Source organism: Gordonia alkaliphila (assembly GCF_039542465.1).
In the GTDB taxonomy this organism is placed as follows: Bacteria; Actinomycetota; Actinomycetes; order Mycobacteriales; family Mycobacteriaceae; genus Gordonia; species Gordonia alkaliphila.
Genome location: NZ_BAABIE010000024.1, coordinates 1 through 19,512 on the forward strand (window position 1 = coordinate 1; position 19,512 = coordinate 19,512).

At 62.9% G+C, this 19,512-nt stretch carries 12 protein-coding genes; 3 read left to right on the top strand and 9 right to left on the bottom strand.

The genetic code is table 11. The annotated features are described in order from the left end of the window. Positions 1-596: 596 nt before the first annotated feature. The 9 genes from ABD989_RS17000 to guaA all read right to left on the bottom strand — a co-directional run bounded on the left by ABD989_RS17000 (position 597) and on the right by guaA (position 10,849). Positions 597-2,375, bottom strand: a complete 1,779-nt coding sequence (locus ABD989_RS17000) for an Hsp70 family protein (RefSeq protein ID WP_345314397.1) — start codon at positions 2,373-2,375, stop codon at positions 597-599. After that, positions 2,372-3,556: a coiled-coil domain-containing protein gene (locus ABD989_RS17005; protein ID WP_345314398.1), complete on the bottom strand. Its 1,185-nt coding sequence runs from the start codon at positions 3,554-3,556 to the stop codon at positions 2,372-2,374. Before ABD989_RS17005 ends, ABD989_RS17000 begins: the two co-directional genes overlap by 4 nt. After that, positions 3,553-4,434 (bottom strand): hypothetical protein, encoded by an 882-nt coding sequence (locus ABD989_RS17010; protein WP_345314399.1) that lies wholly within the window; start codon positions 4,432-4,434, stop codon positions 3,553-3,555. The genes ABD989_RS17005 and ABD989_RS17010 overlap by 4 nt, the downstream gene beginning before the upstream one ends. Positions 4,435-4,891: 457 nt before the next feature. Next, the gene (locus ABD989_RS17015) at positions 4,892-5,527 is read right to left on the bottom strand and encodes a hypothetical protein (protein WP_345314400.1); all 636 of its coding nucleotides are present in this window, start codon (positions 5,525-5,527) and stop codon (positions 4,892-4,894) included. Between the two features lie 104 nt (positions 5,528-5,631). Further along, positions 5,632-6,279, bottom strand: a complete 648-nt coding sequence (locus tag ABD989_RS17020; protein WP_345314401.1) for a hypothetical protein — start codon at positions 6,277-6,279, stop codon at positions 5,632-5,634. 11 nt (positions 6,280-6,290) lie between these two features. Then, the gene (locus ABD989_RS17025; protein WP_345314402.1) at positions 6,291-7,250 is read right to left on the bottom strand and encodes a macro domain-containing protein; all 960 of its coding nucleotides are present in this window, start codon (positions 7,248-7,250) and stop codon (positions 6,291-6,293) included. 73 nt (positions 7,251-7,323) lie between these two features. After that, complete coding sequence (locus ABD989_RS17030) at positions 7,324-8,943, bottom strand: hypothetical protein (RefSeq protein WP_425556559.1); 1,620 nt, start codon at positions 8,941-8,943, stop codon at positions 7,324-7,326. 151 nt (positions 8,944-9,094) lie between these two features. Then, positions 9,095-9,229, bottom strand: coding sequence for a hypothetical protein (locus ABD989_RS17035; protein ID WP_345314403.1), 135 nt, complete (start codon positions 9,227-9,229; stop codon positions 9,095-9,097). Positions 9,230-9,262: 33 nt separating this feature from the next. Further along, complete coding sequence (gene guaA, locus ABD989_RS17040) at positions 9,263-10,849, bottom strand: glutamine-hydrolyzing GMP synthase (protein WP_345314404.1); 1,587 nt, start codon at positions 10,847-10,849, stop codon at positions 9,263-9,265. A 336-nt stretch (positions 10,850-11,185) separates the two neighbouring features. Between guaA and ABD989_RS17045 the strand changes: the two genes are divergently transcribed. The 3 genes from ABD989_RS17045 to ABD989_RS17055 all read left to right on the top strand — a co-directional run bounded on the left by ABD989_RS17045 (position 11,186) and on the right by ABD989_RS17055 (position 19,209). Beyond that, on the top strand, positions 11,186-11,527 hold the full coding sequence (locus ABD989_RS17045; RefSeq protein ID WP_345314405.1) for a hypothetical protein: 342 nt from the start codon (positions 11,186-11,188) through the stop codon (positions 11,525-11,527). Between the two features lie 468 nt (positions 11,528-11,995). Then, positions 11,996-15,148, top strand: coding sequence for a DISARM system SNF2-like helicase DrmD (drmD, locus tag ABD989_RS17050; RefSeq protein ID WP_345314406.1), 3,153 nt, complete (start codon positions 11,996-11,998; stop codon positions 15,146-15,148). Further along, positions 15,148-19,209: a DNA methyltransferase gene (locus tag ABD989_RS17055; protein WP_345314407.1), complete on the top strand. Its 4,062-nt coding sequence runs from the start codon at positions 15,148-15,150 to the stop codon at positions 19,207-19,209. The genes drmD and ABD989_RS17055 overlap by 1 nt, the downstream gene beginning before the upstream one ends. The last annotated feature ends 303 nt before the right edge of the window (positions 19,210-19,512 follow it).

Below are 19,512 nucleotides of genomic sequence, written 5' to 3' on the forward strand. Positions count from 1 at the left end.
AGAAGGACAAGGCCGCCGCACTCCTGGACGCGCAAGCCCAAATCGCATAGCGTTCACAACGACTCGTTGATCAGAACGCGTGACTCTACGCCCGATCCGAAGTCCACCACCCCAAGGGGCACTATCCTGGCAACTGCACTGACTCGACTGAAGAGGCCATGCTCAGTAACGGTCGGATGCAGCGACAGCAATATCGTGCGCGATATCAATGAGAATTTGGATAATCTTCGCACCGGAAAGTTCCGTAAAAAGAAGCGCAACATCGACCTCTGGCGGCAGGTATTGGACGCGGAGCGGTCAGGGGGACACACCCTGGCGAAAGCGCTTGTTCCAGACGCGTCTGATCCAGACGCGACAACCGCTCAGCAGCATGCGAGAGCTGCCCGCACGGACCAAACTAGCCCCTGACCTCCGAACGACTGCGGCCGTTATCGCTGGCTTCGCGGAAGCCACCGTCGTCGAGATCCCCCTCGACGACGGCGAACTCCTCCTACTCAGGCCCTAGCCGGAAGTCCCGGGCAGCCTGATGGGCTCGTAGATCTATGAGGTATTGCTCGACTTCGACCAGTGCACAGGCGGTATCTCTCGTCACGAAGTCACGAGCCGCAGCGACATTCTGGAGCTCCCCAAGGCCGCTTGCACACTGCACAAGGCTGGTAGTAGAGATGCTCGGTGAGCTGATCTTCCGTGACTCCCGGGCGAGCATGGCGAGCGAACGCCGCAGAATTGTGCTCATACAGCACATCTCCCGGCACAGCAGCCTGATCCTTCTTGTCGTCCGTAAGGTTCGCACGAATCACCAGACCGGTCGGAACTTCCGCCGCCCGAACGTCCTGTTGCTCCGGATCCGAGAGCGCCTCATCCAGGCCAGTACTCGGTAGCTCGAGACCGAACTCCAGATCGAAGTACGAATCACTGGCCCGATCGCCGGTCCGGCTTGACGACGCCTCCAGAGATAGCACCAGGTCGTCATCAAGTTCGACTTTGAGGGCAAGCCGCTCATGCAACGGCGGAGCGGTGACGTCCACGTCGACCGCCAACATACCCAAAGCCGTGCGCGGTTCACTGGCCCTCGGCTTCGGGGAGAGTGCGGTAGGGGTAACGACCGGAAATTTTGCCACGCCGTCGGTAGGGTCGGCGCAGTACAAGTGGAGCACTTCGGTACTACTGCTACCACCAAGCGGCATCTCTGTACCCGCGGCAAGCAACGGTATCCGGGAGCCCCTCGCCAGCTCGAGCTCGATCGGCTTGGCCAGTCTCAACCTCTGCTGGTCCTTCGCAATCCATGCCGCGCCCTGCGAGATCAGGGTTGCACTATTCGCCGGCACCCTAACCCGGTCAGGTCCGAACATTGCATGCAGTCTCGCGCGAATGGCAGGCATAGCCGCCATACCCCCGACGACAATACACATCGAGACCTGCCCAACCGCCATCGAAAGACTGTCCAGAAGAGATTCGATCTCGCGAATACCAGCCGAAATAAGCGGCCGGGTAAATTCATCGAGCTCTTGCCGGGACAGCGAGTAATGGAGAGCGCTGCCAGATTCGAAGTATCCACCCCTATAGAAGGTAGCCTTTTCGATTTCACCGGACAACTCGACTTTGTGCATTTCCGCATCCTGAAGGAGCCTCAGCTCCGCCTCACGGATCGCCGCGTCAGACGACGCAATCTCGCTCTGTGCGCGGAATCTGGCAACAACCTCGTCGCGAATCACTTTGTCGAACTCATCGCCACCAATACTGTCGGATCCACCGTTTCGCAGCTGACGAATCTCCGACTCATCAATCCGACACAATGTCAGATCGAGTGTGCCGCCACCCCAGTCCACGACCAACACGTTTCGCTTCGCCAAGCGCCGGGCCATCTCCGCGGAGTCAGGTGCACTACGAATGAATCCGTAAAGCGCGGCCAGCGGCTCGTGCACAAATTGGGTGATAGAAATCCCAGCACTCGCGAATGCCTCCCGAAGTGCCGCTCGACGCTCCCCATCCATTGTCACAGGGATCGTCACCACGGCCTGGTCTAAATTGCCCAGATCTTCCTTGCGGGCACTCCGTAGCGACTCAGCGCGGACGTGCTTGACAACGTGAGAAACAATGTCGACCGGACTCCGATCAACGCCTCCAACAGAAACAACTTCCTGCCCTAAGAGAAACTTGGGGGACTTGACGACATCTCCATGAATCCCAATTCCAACTGCGTCCAGCGACGCCTGTGCCTCGCGGCCAACGACGACTCGTTCACCCTCATACTTGACGACCGATGGATAAGGCCGGCCCCCATCTTCTCCGTTCGTCACATCGATAACACGCCCACCTACCACGACCGATACCAGGCTGTTGGTCGTTCCGAAGTCGAATCCGACTACGGTCACAATGCACCACCGCCTTTCGTAATTCTGAGTTGCTCAAGCTCTCTACCCAGGCCCCGCAACGAGCGATCCAGGTATTCTTCGGTCACTGAAGGAACTCCGTCGCGCAGTGCTTCAAGTCCAGTAGTCAACAATGAAACTTCTTCAGTCAATCGCCCTATGACCCTGGTCCGCAGCAGCTCATAGTCGTCAATCAGATGGCTCTGACTCACTATTCTACTTTCACGCTCAGCCGCCAGTGCAGCTTCGAGGCGCTGCACCTCTGACCGCAAAACATCGCTCTCCTCAACGAGGGATCGTTCCCTTTCGTTGCCCACTTCAATCTGGCCGACCAGAACCGCTTCCCGGGATGAACTGGCATTAACCACATTCTCAAGTCGGTCAACTTCGCTGGCGTACTGCGCCATTCTGGAGGAGTAGTTCGCAGCGACCAGTCCGAGTGAATCGAGCCTGCCAGATTCGACGATCGTGCTTGCCTGCCGTTCAACCCTGATCGCGGACGGAACCGCCGTTACCCATACAGCACGGTTCAACTCATCGATGAATCGGTCGAGGTTCCACGCACCCTGGACGACGCGCAACAGCCCCAGCGCATACACAGCATTCTTCTCAAGGCGCGCCCTATTCGCAGCCGTGAAGGGCCCATCGCCAAGCCCTTTGCCGCCGTCACGCATTTCCGCCCGGCCATCCTTAAACCATTCCTGAACTGCCTCGCGAACCAATATCGGCGCCGGCTGGGAAGCGCTAAGCGGGTCCACCAAGGAAGCTTCGTGAACGCGAAAAATTCGACTCTGACACATTCCAACGATGGCCAGTTCAACAAGGCGATTAAGAACCCGAGCTACCCCTGGCTGCGCGGTTGGCCGGTTAAGGTCCACTCCACGGGACGCAACGAAGGTGAGGATCTTGCACGGAGCAGCAAGGGTCAAATCCTCGCGCGCGTGCTCCACGACGAGGGCACGCTGTCGCTCGAGATCTTCGTCGTCGACCGGCAGCACCGCCAAGATGTCACCTGGCGCAACCGTGGCAGTACCACTCGATTTATAGACTTGTACGATCAGATCGTCGATTGACGTGATCCGCGCAGCCTTTGTGGCCTTCTTCTTGGCCTTTACTTTAGGAAGGCCTGCGACAGAATCGACGCCATCGCCCGCGATCTCAGTATTTTCTGCTCCCGTGTTCACCGTTCCACCTCTTGAATACGCGCGAGGAACGCCTTATTCCACGCGTCAGTCTGATTCGAATGCTGCAGCAACTCGGCGACCTTTTGCGCCTCGCGAACGTTCCCGCCGGCCAGGAGCGCCTCACACGCCAGAAGCCTGACCTTGAGTTGATCGTAGGGACGAAGATCATCTGACCTCGATACTCCCACCCTAATTGATGACAGATCAGAACCGTCAATAGGCAAGGTATAGAAGCGCATCAGCTCTTCGGTGGTTCGATCACTGAGGGCCGAATCAAGGGTTCCGTGCGCACGGTCCGCCAAACTGTTTCGATCGAAATCGTTCTCACCGGAAAGGATTGCGGAAAACCGAGCGGCGACGTCGGAAACTCTGGGGCTATTCGTTTTCCGAAGTGCGAGGTCGAATTGATTGTAGTGCAGGGCGACGAGTCCGCAGATTGCTTCGGCCGGGGCCCGATCAAAGTCACCGAGAGCATGCACTGCCCTGTTGCATTTCTCCTCAAACCTCAGAATGCTCCTCTGATCGCTCGGGCCGCTTCCATTTCGCTCAGCGTCTTCGCGATCGAGGACGGCGTACAGATACATTGCGAGACCCTCGCGGTAGCGGTTAGCGGTCCCTCCCCGACTGGCCCGCGTGATGAACTCCTCGACCGAGGCCCAACTCAGCTCACCGCCGAAAATCAGCTGGTCAAGCGCATGATCGACCACCGCGAGGTCCTCGTCGGCAGCCAGCGAGAAGTCGAACTCAACCGTTCTATGGAGTGATCCGTTGACGAGGGTAAGCGCCTGGACTCCGCTTCGTGCATCGGCAAGGTATTCTTTCGCCCCTTCGGACGTAGTCGTCCGCCCATTGATTCTCACCTCCGTAACGTCGGACATGCACCAGTCGGAGGGCGAACTCGGGGCGGAGATCAGGAGCCTCGCCCGTCCACAGTCTCGGCCCTTGAAGACCAGGGATGGGCGTCTTGTCGCGTGACCTACGAACTCATGAGTGCGAAGCTCCCGATCGCTCGCAAACTCGAGGCCACACTGCCCACAGATGAAGGCCGGGGGCTTCGGCGGAGGCCGTTCGCCCGTGTCCTCGGGGCCGACGAAGTCGTGGAACTCTTCATACCCTGTGTGCCAAAACCCCACAGCACTCCTCGTCTTCCACAGCAGACTGGCACGCCGCCAGGTCCGAAACCACTCTAGCCGTGGCCTCCGACACATCTAACCGCCACCGTCTGTCGCCTTCGTTACCCCCGGGACAGTGGTAGATCGCACGCCTCTGATCGACCGTGGATCCACCACGGTACCTCCGTTGTCGACCCATCAAGCCTGCATGGCAGCACCGAGGTCAGACGAGTCCGACCGCGCTCCGCCACGCGGCAACCGCCGCGTCGAACTCCCGGTAGAACTCGTCGAGCCGGTCCTGCTCGCACTGCTTCGCCGCCACCACCTCGACGTCGTTCTCCACCGGCGACAGGTTCAAGCCATGGATCGGCCGTGCCGCCCTCGCCTGGCCACAGACCGAGCATTGAGTCCAGCCGAACACGCACCCGTCGCACTCGCAGTCGTCGCCCCAGCAACGGTCGGGGCCACACTCCTCCCGACACTGGCCCGATTCCTCGACGACCAAGCCGAGCCGTTCGCACACCACGTGGAACTGGTGCCATCGTTGCGCTGACGCTTCGCTGTAGCAGCGGGCGTGTTCGGCGAGCGACCAGTCAACGGGAGCCAGCGCCCGCGCCTCACACAGCTCCACGGCGTCCCGCAGGAGGTTCGCATTCGATGCCCACGCGCGGGCCTCGTGCTGACAGGCGTCCGCCTGGTCCTTGTCGCCTTCGATCGCCGCGTCGAACGCGGCCGTCGTCCACTCCTCGGACTGTTCCAGGTGCTCGGTCTGTGCGTCCCGCAGTTCGTCGACGTCGCAGCCGAAGAGGTACGCGGTCTCGGCCGCGTCGAGCGGCTTCGATGGCCGATCGGACAGCACCAGGTATGCGTACTGGCGGGAATCGAAATAGTCGTCACTCATGGGGTGAGATTACGGCCGGGGTACGACAATTCTGCTCAATGCATGGCTCCTGAGCCGGCGACCTACCGCAGCACGTCCAGCGTCGGGATCTGCGACTTCAACATCTCCAACTGGCTCTGGATCAGTGCGAAGTCGGTGACCGGCTGCGACGCATTCAAGCGGATCTGCGCAGCGCTGGTGATCGCGTCGTCGAGCCCGTCGCGGAACACCTGCAGCCGGGACCACGACTCCTGCGCGGCCTGAGTCTGCGGACTGCCGGCCCCGGTGAAGCCCGGCTCCAACGTGCGGCCGAGCGACGCGAGGTCCTCCGCGAACGTCAACTGCGCGTGGAGGTCTCGAGAGACCTCGCCCAACCAGCCACGGACCGACTCCGCCCGAGTCGCCGCGCTGACCTCGTCGAACACGCGGATCTTCTCGTAGCAGATCGCCAAGCACTGGCCCCACCCGTCCGTCGCCGACATCCGCGGTGGCGGCGGATAGTAGCCCGTCGCCGGTGCGAAAGCAGGCGCCGGATTGACCTGCGGTGCCGCCGGCCGACGACGGTGTCGGATGTACAGGAACCAGAACACGACAGCCGCCACGAAGTAGAAGATCGTCCCACCGACCCGATCGGCGGCGGTGTTCCCATCGGTGAAAGGCATCACGAACACGCCGATCGTGCAGAACACCGCGAGGGCGATGCGCCAATGCTCCTTGAAGAAAGCCTTCATTGATTCCCCACTCACTCCGAACGTGCCGAACCCGCATCGACCGGCGGCGGCGCAGGCAGTCTGTCGTTTCCGAACCATCCTCCCCGACGCCAACCGTAGTCGTCGAACGCCCACGGGAGCTGGTCGCCGGAGCGACTGAGCTCCACGAGTTGCCGGAACCACGCCGCGTATCGCGGGTCGGAGCTCTTCTCGGTCAGCTTGAGCTCGGCAAGGATCAAATCGCCGACCGCGCGCAGCGGCGTCGCGGCGGTCACCACACCGCGGGCGAACTGCTCGACGTCGCTGTTGCTGTAGACGATGGTCGGCGACGTCGGCACTTCGAATCGGACGTCCGGCTGGTCGCGGGTCATGCCGACCTCGATCTGCAGCCGCCAGTGAAAGCCCGACGGGCTGATCGACGGCAACGCGCGCACGTTCTCGTACCCACGACGGTGCAGATCCTCGATGCCTTCCAGGAGTCGAATCGGCACCGACGTGCCCAGGTAGTAGCGCAGTCGCTTGGCCAGCCGTTGATCCGGCGTCACCACTGCCACCGATTCGACCCGGGTATCGGTCGCGGCGATCGTGTCGATGGCGACGGCGATCGCGTCCTCCATCGGCCAGCCGTAGGCGCCGGCCGAGATCAGCGGGAACGCAACCGACTCCACGCCGAGTTCGTCGGCCACCGCCAGGCTGTTCCGATAGCACGACTCCAGCAGGACTCGATTCCGTTGCCCCGCAGCGAAATTCGGTCCGACGGCGTGGATCACCCAGTCGACCGGCAGGTTCCCGGCCGCCGTGTAACCCGCCTGGCCGGCGGGCAGCCCGTCGGGGAATCGCCGTATGCAGTCCTCCAGCACCAGCGGTCCGCCGACACGGTGGATCGCTCCGTCGACTCCCCCGCCGCCCCGCATGCGCGAGTTCGCCGCGTTCACCACGGCGTCGGTGGCGATCGCGGTGATGTCGCCGCGCACGATCTCGATCTCGGTCATAGCGTGATTGTGCATCGCCCCTCTGACAACGAACGGCCGTCGCGAGCTGGACCGATCGAGTATCAGGCTCCGATCAGCGGATCACCAGATCGTTCTTGGTAGCACTGAGCGTGATCGCGGCGATCCGCTTGCCGCGCATCCAGCCGTTCACGAACCGCTTGATCGCCGGGTCGCTCTTTCGCTTGGCCCACACGGCGTCGGGCAGTTGGACGGCACCGACCAGGTGCCGCGGTTTCGCGGTGAGGCCCGGTTGCGACGGTGACATCCGCATGCCGTCCGCGGTGTGCAGCAGGACCGGAATCCTGGTGCCACCCGGGGTGATCACCGTCGCTTCCCGGGTGGTGACCGCAGGATCGAAGTTCTTCACAGACAGCTTGTAGCCGGACGGGTCGGCCTTCAGCCCGATCTGATCCAGCATGCGCGGGTCGACGATGCTGTAGGGCAGACCGATGTCGATCAGCGTCTGGCCGTCGACCAAGGCCGTGCGCGACGGCAACGAACCCGTCAGATTCCAGGGCGCTGGCGCAGCAAGCGTCTCGGCAGAACGATCGACCGACGAGTTCTCCAACAACTCGCCCTGCAGTTCGCCTCCGGTCTCGGTGAACTGCCACTGTTGCGCGTGAAGTCGCTTGTGCCAGTACCCGGTTCGGCCGTCACGACGCCCTTCCACTCGCAGTTCACGATTCTCCGCACCGGGGCCGGGCGAGACGACGGTGAGCGCCGAGGTGATCTCGCCGGGGATCTTCGGCTGCGACTCCCATTCCGGCGCGGGCAGTTGGACCGCCGCGGTGGAGCGATCCAACAGCTCCTGCGGCAGGCTGCCGGCCGACGGCTTACCCCTCTGCGAATCCCAGCTGTAGCGGAAGAACACCGAGTCCGAGCCGGAGGAGTCGAAATCGAAAGTGCGCGTGAACATGTCGCCATAGCGGTTCGTCACGAAGATGGTCGACGCCGATGCCGACAGCGCCACCATCTGAAGCCGACCACCAAGTGGGCTGCCGATCTCGTAGCTGCGGTCGTTCGGGAGCCACGGGTCGGCGTAGCCGATGCGGCTGCCGTCGCCGTACAGGTACGGAACCATGGTCATCTTGGCGCCGCCGCTCGGGTGCACGCGGCCGGCGATGTCGAGGTACTCCTTGTTGTCCCACGGCGACGTCACCGACAGCGCCCAGCCATTCGGCCGCACGGCGTCCGCCGGGAGCGTCTGACCCGAACCGGTCCAGAGCATTGCGCCCCAGCTCGACGTCCAATTCCACAGCAGCGGCGACTGATTCACCGGATCCATAGTGTAGATCCACCGATTCTTGTCGATGGCCACCAGCTCGTCGTCGTCGAGCGAGATCGCGGTGAGCTGACCCTTCAGGCACGACGGCAACGGCACCACCCGCCACTGTTTGCCGTACCGCGGGCGGGCCAGCAGCTTGCCGCCGGGCAGCAGCGTGAACTCCCAGTACCGGTTGAACTGGGTTCGTTCGGTCCGCAGATCCACCCGTGCAGGCGCAGAATTGCCGGTGTACCGCGGGAAGGTCTCGAAGCCGCGTCGATCACCGGTGGACGGAATCCCCGGCGGCACCTGCCCGGTGCCGAACGGAACGCACGCGGCGGGGCGGGACCGATCAGCGCTCGCCGGACCTGCGACCACTGTCTGCACCAACGGCAGCAACCCGATCGCGGCGACGGCCGCAGCGGCCACCCGTCGACGAGCCCGACTCGAACGCGAAATCTCGTGTCCGCCAAGCAGCTTCGTAGGCTCACCGATCAATGCGTCGCTCCTCCGTGCGGCAGGTCATGCCGGGGACAGACGCTGCGTTGGGTGGTCCCTTCCCATCATGCAACGCGAACGACTACGGATTCAGCATCTCGCGACACTGCTCGATCGTGCACTCGGCGATGCATTCGACCCACTTGGTCTGCTCATCGGCCCACTTGTGCTGCGGCGTCTGGCCGACGTTCGCGCGCCACTGGTGGTCGTCGCACATGATCGCGACGCCAAACGCCTCGCGGCGCTCGGCTCACTCCCACTCGATGGTGCCCGGCGGCTTGCTCGTCACGTCGAGCACCACGCGGTTCACGTCCGGCACCTCGTTGGTGATGCGGGTGGAGATGATCTCCAGCGTCTCGTAGGGCACGCGCGTCCAGTCGGCGGTCATCGCGTCTTCCGACGACACCGGGCGCAGCACGATCGGGTGACCGTAGGTGCGGCCGTCGCCCTGCACGCCGACGCTGCGGACGTCGGCCAACAGGACCACCGGGCACTGCCAGATCTGGCCGTCGAGGCCGGCCGCGGTCAGCTCTTCGCGGGCGATCAGGTCGGCCTTGCGGAGCAGGCTCAGGCGGTCGGCGGTCACTTCGCCGACGATGCGGATCGCCAGGCCCGGGCCGGGGAACGGCTGACGGTTGACGATCTCCTCGGGCAGACCCAGCTCGCGGCCCACCGCGCGGACTTCGTCCTTGAACAGCAGACGCAGCGGCTCGACCAGCGAGAACTCGAGGTCCTCGGGCAGTCCGCCGACGTTGTGGTGGCTCTTGATGTTCGCGGTGCCGCTGCCGCCGCCGGATTCGACGACGTCCGGGTACAGGGTGCCCTGAACCAGGAAGTCGATCTTCTGGCCGGCCGACGCCTTATCGCCGAGGACCTCGGACACCGCGCCCTCGAAGGAGCGGATGAACTCGCGGCCGATGATCTTGCGCTTGGTCTCCGGGTCGGACACCCCGGCCAGGTGGCCCAGGAAGGTCTCCTCGGCGTCGACGGTCACCAGGCGCGCACCGGTCGCGGCGACGAAGTCGGTCTGCACCTGCTCTCGCTCGCCCGCCCGCAGCAGGCCGTGGTCGACGAAGACGCACGTGAGGCGGTCCCCGATGGCGCGTTGCACCAGCGCCGCGGCGACAGCGGAGTCCACGCCGCCGGACAGGCCGCAGATGGCCAGGCCGTCGTCGCCCACCTGTGCCTTGATGTCGGCGATCAGCGACTCGGCGATGTTGGCCGCGGTCCACGTCGGCTTCAGACCGGCCACCTCGTACAGGAAGCGGGTCAGCACTTCCTGCCCGTGCGGCGAGTGCATCACCTCCGGGTGGTACTGCACGCCGGCCATCCGACGGTCGAGGCACTCGAACGCGGCGACCGGGGCGCCCGGCGTCGAGGCCGTCACGGTGAAGCCCTCCGGCGCCGACTGCACGGCGTCGTTGTGGCTCATCCACACCGGCTGGGTGTCGGTGAGGCCGTGGTGGAGCACGCCGCCGTCGCCGGCCACGTCCATCATGGTGCGGCCGAACTCGCTGACGCCGGTCTTGGCCACGGTGCCGCCCAGCTCGGCGGTCATCTTCTGGAAGCCGTAGCAGATACCGAACACCGGAATGCCCTGGTCGAAGAGCTGCGAGTCGATCGACGGCGCGTCGTCGGCGTAGACCGACGACGGTCCGCCGGACAGAATGATCGCCGCCGGGTCCTTCGCCAAGAACTCGGAGAGCGGCGCATCGTGCGCGATCACTTCCGAGTAGATGCGTGCCTCGCGCACCCGTCGCGCAATGAGCTGCGCGTACTGGGCACCGAAGTCGACGACGAGGACAGGGCGCGGGTGGTCAGCCGAGGAATCCGTCACGGCAGTCAGTCTATCGGCGCAAGCCCTGGATCCCCGAGTCAGCCCGGAGAACGCTCAGCCGCTGTTACCGCCGTCGCCTTCTTACCCAGCCCCGCGCTGAGACTGCCGCACCGCTTCAGATCGGCGTGCTACCGCCAGCCTGCAACCCATGCTCTTCGCATTGGAGTGCACGCCAACTCCCCCGCCCCTCCACCGTTGCCTGCGGCCGTCGATTGGTTTCACCCGTTTCCAGCATGCCCTGCCATCGCTTGACCAGCGCGTTTACACGTGCCGCAACCAAAAACACCCCGGTGTTCCACTGGTTCCGCTCGTCCACCTCCAACGAAAGGAACTCCGATGTTCATACCCATCGCCTTCATCGTCGCCCTGGTGCTGTTGCCTCTGGTCGCAGCGGCTGCGAAGTTCGCCGTCGCCCCCGCGGGCGGCCTCTCCATGCTCGGGCTCGTCGTCTGGCTCACGGCAGGATTGTGGCCGGCGGTCCTCACCGTCGGAGCGATCCTCGCGTTGTGTGGGGCGTTTCCCCGTGTGGCATATCTCGGTGCCGCTTTGTGGGGCGCGATCCTCGGTCTGCCCACGTTCCTGCTCACCGCCGCAATCGGCGCACCGATGTGGCTCGCTGCGGGGCTCGGCATTGTCGTCGCGTTCGTGCCGTTCAGCAGTCTGACCAAGACGGCCTGACCGGTTCCCTCGACGCGCTGCCGCGCCCGCTACACACTTGCGCGGCGGCGCGTCCTCCTTGGGATCTGTCCCACTCCATCACAGTAGGCCTCGACGAGTCCACGATGGTCCGGCCGACCTTGCCACCACCGGAGTGCCCCAAGGAGAACTGCGGAAGGCAGCGCGCCACTCTGTTGACACCCGCCGCGAGATGCACCTCGGGCTGTGGCACACGTCGTGCGTCCTGATCGGTTATCGCATCAATGTCGGAGGGGTAGTGCACGATAGGCTAAAGCAAGAGAGTCAAGTCAGTCACTACGGAACTGGCAGCTGACGCAGATGTTGTGAGGTCCCCTTCTCCGCCCACACAATCGCGCCTGCTCACCCCGCGGACTTCGCTAGTTGGTCCGTGTGCCGACGCCCGGTTACTGCCTTCGCATACAGACACGCTTCCCTCTGGTGGGGCGCCCAAAGAACAGTAGGTTAGCTGTGCCGACAGTCCCCGAGCCCGGTCAGGTAGTCGAAGTGAGAGGCTCGACTTGGGCCGTCGCCAATGTGCAGCCCCAAGGGCTGCCGCGGAGCCCCGCCGACGACGCCATGGCTCAGCTCTCACACGTCGTTGATCTTCAGTCTCTTGATGAAGACCGACTCGGTGAGCAACTCTCCGTCGTTTGGGAACTCGAAGTCGGCCACACGGTCACACCTGCTCAGGGACTTCCCGACGTCATCAATGGCGACGCGTTCGACGACCCTGCGACGCTGGCGGGCTTTATCGACGCAATGCGCTGGGGCGCAGTTACCAGCGCCGACCCCAACCGCTATCAAGCGCCGTTCTGGTCCGGAGTAAACGTCGAGGCATACCAGCTTGAACCCCTCCGCCGTGCACTCGGCGCACCTCGGGCCAACCTGTTGCTGGCCGATGACGTCGGTCTCGGAAAGACCATCGAGGCTGGCCTTGTGATTCAGGAGTTGTTCCTGCGTCACCGTGCTCGAACAGCCGTCATCGTATGCCCTCCCAGCCTTGCGCTGAAGTGGCAGGACGAGATGCGTGAGAAGTTCGGGCTGGAATTCATCATCGTCAATTCCGAGCTGATGGCCCAGGTTCGCCGCACCCATGGCCTGCACGCCAACCCATTCCAGCTCTTCCCCCGCGTCATCGTCAGCATGGCGTGGCTTCCGCAGGTTCGCGCCCAGCGTCTGCTCCGCGACATTTACGCCCAGGCCGCCAACCCAAAGACTGGCAATCGGCACGCGTTCGACATCCTCGTGGTCGACGAGGCCCACCACGTTGCACCCTCGAACCCGTCCGCCATCGCTGGCGGTCGCGGATATGCGATCGACACCCAACGCACCATCGCGGTGCGCCAACTCGCGGAGAAATGCGAGCACCGTCTATTCCTGAGCGCAACTCCGCACAATGGCCACCCCGAGTCCTTCACCGCGCTGATGGAGATGATCGACCCCCGCCGCTTCGCTCGAGGCGCGAACCTCGACCCCGGCGCATTGCGGGACGTCACAGTCCGACGGCTGAAGACCGACCTGCCGGACAAGGGATTCAAGAAGCGCAGAGTCAACACTCTCGACTTCACGCCTTCAGACTCCGAGCAACAGATGTTCACCCTCCTCGACAACATCGTTTCCAAGAGCGCAAAACAAAACGGCACCAAGTCCGGCGGGGACATCGTCACGATGCTGCTGAAGAAGCGCTTCTTGTCCAGCCCCTTTGCGTTCGGCATGACGCTCAGCAACTACGCTGCAGCCAAATCCGGCCGTGGCCTCGGCGAAGACGATTACGACGACATTTTTGGTGAGGGGCAGGCGGACGAGGAGGAAGGTCTTTGGGAACAGGACGAAGCAGAGAAGCTCCGTGAATCCAAGAGTTCCGACCCGCTCGTTGCCGCTGAACCTGGCCAGCTCGAAACACTTACGGAGTGGGGACTCGGTTACGAGAGTCGGGCCGACGCTCGGCTCGACCGTCTGATCGACTTCCTAGACGCAGTCTGCCGGCCCGATGGAAAAAACTGGTCCAACGAGCGCGTCGTGGTGTTCACCGAATATGCCCACACTGTCGACTGGTTGACCCGGGTACTAAGTCAGAAGGGCTACACCGACGACCGCCTCGCGGTCATCCAAGGCTCCACCTCACCTGACGACCGTGAGTACATCCGCTCACAGTTCACGGCGGACCCGACCAATGAGCCAGTGCGCGTACTACTCGCCACCGATGCGGCCGGCGAGGGCATCGACCTCCAGACCTACTGCCACCGGCTGGTGAACTTCGATATTCCGTTCAACCCCTCGCGACTTGAACAGCGCATCGGTCGCATCGACCGCTACGGCCAGACTGAAGAGCCGCAAGTATTTCACTTCGCACCGGTTGCTGGTTCCTCGCCCTACGCCGCCGATCTCAGCTTCATGGAACGCGTCGCCCGCAAGATCGCTCAAGTCGAGTACGACCTCGGATCCGCCAACCAGGTCGTCGGCGAAGAGATTCAAGGCCACTTCGGCAAGAGAACGCCGGCCAAAGTGAAGCCGAAGGGAATCGATACGAACGAGGTCATCAACTCGACACTCGCCGGCGGAATGGAACTCAACGCCCGCTTGACCCAGTTGGAGCAGGGCTATGACGACTCCCGAACTGAAATGCACCTAGACCCCGCCAACCTGCGCCGGGTGGTCGAGACGGCGCTTCAGATAAACCACCAGTCGCCGTTGATCGAGAACCACGAGTTCGCCCAAGACACCGGGGCCGAAGTATTCACCATGCCGCCACTGACGACCGGCTGGCACGACACCCTGCGCGGCCTCGACACCCGGCTCAAGCCGGGTGAACTGCGCCCCATCACCTTCGATGCCACTGCCGCCGAAGGACGGGCCGACCTCGTTTACGTCCACCTCGGCCACCCCATTGTCCAGAAAGCGCAGCGCCTCCTTCGTCGGTCCCTGTGGAGTGTCGACTCGCCACTCAACCGCGTGACCGCCGTAGTCGTAGATGACCTCGAAGAATCCTTCGTCGCAGCGGTCACTCGCATGGTGCTCGTCGGCCGTGGCGGTGTCCGTCTCCACGAAGAGGTGTTCCTGGCGGGCGTCCGTTTGAAGGGGCGCCGCGCGATGGCCGAGGAGAAGGCCGAGGCCGCCCTCGACAAGGCCCTCGACCGCGAGCGCCTCTCACTCGCAGATAGCCGTCTGCGCGATCAACTCTGCGATTTGTGGAATTCCCCCAACGCGCCGTTGCGTATGCGCCTTGAGGAGTCAATAAAAGCGCGCGCCGACCGTCGGCACGAAATGGTTCTCGAACAACTCGCCAAGCGACAGGACTCCGACATCCAACGAGCCAGGGAAATCTTCACGGCATTCCGCACCAACTTGCGCGACTCACTCGCCCGACTCAAAGCCGAAGAAGCCGAGACGCAGGGCCAATTGTTCACTGACCCTGACCAGATGCGCCAATGGAGACGCGACATGGACGCAATGAATCGACGTCTCGATGAACTCGACGACGAAGAAGCACGAGAGATCGCCGCTATCACCGACCGATACGTTGACGTGAAGCCCCACACCACCGCAGCTGCTGTGGTATTTGCTCTCACTCGCGACGATGCTGCGCACCAGTCTTTGAATGTGTCGAAGGGCGGCAAGTGATGGCTGGCCGTAAGAACAGCGCCGCGGCCCGCGGCAGCAAAAAGATCAACGCCGTCGAACAGCACCGCGCCTGGCTCGAACTCGTCGATGCCGAAGGGCCGTTCCTCGCCATCCCGCCGCTGAAGCGCGTCTGGCCTCAAGGGATGCCCGTACTAGCTGGGGAGCGTAAGGCTGCGCTCGTCGACGCCCGCAGAAGCTTTGAGGAAGCGTGGGAATCCCTCGATCGGACACCAGAAGCAGAGGCCGCCCTGGCCTCCTACCGTGTCGCGCGCGACAAGTGGGTCGAGACGATCCTGCGCGATGTCGCAGGATGGGCGGAGTCCCTCTCATGGGGCGAGGTTCCCGGCGTTGTGGCCCAGTCTCCGAATCGATCGGTGACAATCCGCGCGCAAGCATCCCTCAGCGGAACCGAGGGCATCGGCGCAATCGTCCATGTCATCGACGCTGTCGATTCGCTGCGCCAGACGCCCGGCGACTTGTGGGCTGCCAACCCCGTCGACCGCCTCGAAGTCATGCTTCGGGATAGCAAAATTCCCATCGGCATCGTCACCGACGGCCGCTGGTGGGGCCTCGTGTGTGCCCGCGAGGGCGCGATGGCGGCTTCCGGCGTCGCAGATGCTCTGACCTGGATCGAAGAGCCCCGCACTCGCGATGCCTTTTTCGCGCTAATCGGGCGCCAGCATCTCATCGGAGGCGATCCGACCGAGCGCCTTCATGTCCTGTTCGAAGAATCCGTCGCCGCCGCCGAGGAGATCACAGAAGCTCTGGGAGCCCAGGTCCGACGGGCAGTCGAGCTCCTCATTCAGTCCTTCTCCGAGTCTGCCGCCGACGCCCACCGGCAGGGCCTACCCGACCCGCTACCCAAACGCACCCACGACACCTACGAAGCCGCCGTCACGGTGATGATGCGTACCGTGTTCCTCCTTTTTGCTGAGGAACGCGGACTATTGCCCTCTGGGGACTTGTTCGAGCAGGGCTACGGTGTCGCTGGCGAGCTGGATCGCCTCATCGCCCGCGAGACGGAGGAGAGCGAGGAAGCCCTCGACGCGACCTCGCTCACCTGGCATCGACTTCTCGCGACAAGTCAAGCGCTCTACCAAGGGGCGAGCTTCGAGAACCTACGGATGCCGGCCTACGGCGGTTCCCTGTTCGATCCCGCGCGGTTCCCGTTCCTCACCGCCACCAACGACCAGGGCACCCTGGCGATCACGGTTCCCGACCGCGTCATGCTGCACGTCCTACGCTCAGTACAGGTCGCCGACATCAAGGGCGAAGCACGACGCATCTCATTCCGCGACATCGACGTCGAGCAGATCGGCTACATCTACGAAGGCCTTCTCGGCTACACCGCCGGAATCGCACATGAAGTCACCATCGGGCTGAAGGGCACACGCGGAGAGGAACCCGAGATCCCACTCGCGACGCTTGAAGCTCTTGCGACCGAACACACGGATCCGAAGAAGCTAGCGGCCGCAATTCGCGACTTCGCTAAGAGCGACCAACCCTCAGCCAAACCGGCCACGGCCGCTGCCATCGCCAAATCGGTCTCTGCCGATGTCGATCCGAGCATCGTCAGCGCGCTGACCCAAGCAGTCGGGGACGACGTCGATCTGCGCGAACGCGTTAAGCCCTGGCTCGGCCTGATCCGCCTAGACCTACGCCAACGACCGTTTGTCGTGCTCGATGGCGGGCTCATCGTCGAGGAGACTCCGTCGCGCAAGAACGCTGGCGCGCATTACACGCCGAAATCGCTTGCAGAGGACGTTGTGCTCCATGCGCTCCAGCCACTCTGCTACTCGCCGGGTCCACACCAGACCGCCAACGAGGAGGAGTGGCAGCTCAAGTCCTCCACTGAGCTGCTGAATCTCAAGGTCGCGGACATAGCCTGCGGATCGGGCGCGTTTCTCGTGGCCGCCGCCAGGTACCTCTCAGAGCGAGTGGTTGAGGCTTGGACCGCCGAAGACCCGAGTAACGCCGCCCGCAAAAACCTGTACAGTCGTGCCATCCGCCAGGTCGTCGCCAGCTGCCTCTACGGTGCAGATATCAACGAGATGGCAGTCGAGATGTGCAAACTCTCCCTCTGGCTAGTGTCCCTCGACCGCGACCTCCCATTCTCGTTCGTTGACGACAAGGTCTTCCTCGGTAACTCGCTCCTTGGCGTGACAGACCTTAAGCAACTCCGTCGCCTCCACATCGACCCGAAGGTCAGAACGGAAATGGCTGACTACTACGCCTACGACGTCGACATCGACACAATCATCGGCCGGGCGAAGGAGCTCCGCCGTACTCTCCTCGACGAGATCGACGACAACAACCCTGCACGCACTAGCGCAGCCAAGCGGCGCCAGCTCGCTGACTTTCAGCAGGTCACGTCCGACCTTCGACGGATCGCCGACGGAGTGGTTGCGGCCGGGCTCCCCCTAGGCGGCAAGCCCGGCAAGGCTCTCAATGAGGCGTACGACAACCTTCGGATCGCAATCCGCGAGGCATACCCCGACAAGGGAAACGCCGACGACGCGTTCCTCACGTCGTTGATCGACTCCGGCCTCACGCCAACAGTCGTGACTGACTACGAGCGTTGGCGGCCACTCCACTGGGTAGTCGAGGCCCCTGACGTCACCATCGACAACGGAGGATTCGATGCCATCATCGGAAACCCGCCATTCCTCGGCGGAAGCAAGTTGACCGGAGCTATGGGGAGCACGATCCGCGACTGGCTCGTGAATTGCATTGCAGGGCAACGCGGAAACGCGGACCTTGTCGCGTACTTCCTCTTGCGCGCCACGTCGCTCTTGCAGGCAGAGGGGACCTTGGGGCTTATCGCCACAAATAGTGTTGCCCAAGGCGAAAGTCGCGAGGTCGGCCTCGACGCGATGATTGGACAGGGTTTCACCATCACGCGGGCAATTCAGTCACAGTCATGGCCGTCAGCAAGTGCCAACCTGGAGTTTGCGGCAGTGTGGGGCACACTAGGAAGCCTCGGCGACGAGGCCCCGCGTATTGCCAACGGTGAGATAGTTCACCGCATCTCCACGCTGCTTGAAGCAGCCGGGCGGGTCGAAGGACTTCCACAGCAGCTGCAGGAGAACAAGGGAATCGCCTTCGAAGGTTGCAAGCTCGCGGCGAAGGGTTTCATCGTGACTCTCGAAGAGGCAGAGCGCTGGAAACTTTCAGACCCGGCCAACAAGCAGGTCCTGTTTCCATACTTGAACGGGGAGGATCTCAACTCCCGCCCAGACTCGTCGGCTTCGCGCTGGGTGATCGACTTCAATAACAAATCGGTCGAAGAGGCTTATAGGTTTGAATTGCCATTTTCCCGAGTCTCGGAAACCGTGAAAACTGAGCGGGCTCTAAATAACCGCAAGGTCTATCGAGACCTCTGGTGGCAGTACGCTGAACGCCGCCCGGCGCTGAGGAGTGCCATCGCAGATTTGCCTGAAGTGCTAGTCATCGCTCGTGTCAGCAAAACTGTAATGCCACTTAGAGTCCCCACGGGACAGGTCTTCAGTGACGCTACCGAGGTCTTCGCGACCTCTGGCTTCGGCGATCAGGCGGTCTTGTCATCAAGTCTCCACCAACTCTGGGCGATCACATACGGATCGGGAATGCGCAACGACCCTCGATACACGCCATCCGATGTATTTGAAACGTTCCCGCGCCCGGCCTTCTCCGCAGAGGCAGGGCGGGTAGGCCGCAAGCTGGACGAGTTGCGTCGGGAAATAATGCTCAGACGCGATCTCGGTCTGACCAAGCTATACAACCTGATCAATGATCCATCGCTCACGGACCCAGTCGACGCTGATGTCGCGATTCTGCGCGCGGCGCATGTGGATCTCGACTATGCAGTTCTGTCCGCTTACGGATGGAACGACCTCGAGCTTGAACATGGCTTTCATGAGTACAGAAAAGTGACGCGGTGGACACTCGGCCCGCTCGCGCGAGTCGAGATTCTCGACCGACTGTTGGAGGAAAACCATCGGCGACACAAAGCCGAGGGAGTCGGTGAGCGCGCATCACGAACGCTGAGGACGGGAGATGAAGAAGATACGCTTTTCGGCTGATAATCGCAGGTAGCGGTCAAGACTCGGCGGTCAGCCGAAGAGGGTACCTCCATCGGGATCTACGGCGCTCATACGAGCGTCGCGGTCCTTGCGCGGCTGCCTGGCCGCACGAATTTGGTTCTCGCGAAGCAGCCGGTCCAACAGTTCTACGCGAGCATCGGGGCTCGGTCCCCATCGCGGCTCTTCGATCTTGAACGGGCAGTCCCTGGTCAGGGCGGTCGCGTGTCGTTGACGTGAAAGGCCCCTGACCTTCGTGATTCTGGATGTTGCGAAGCATTCAAGAATCGAAAGAGGGGCAGGGGC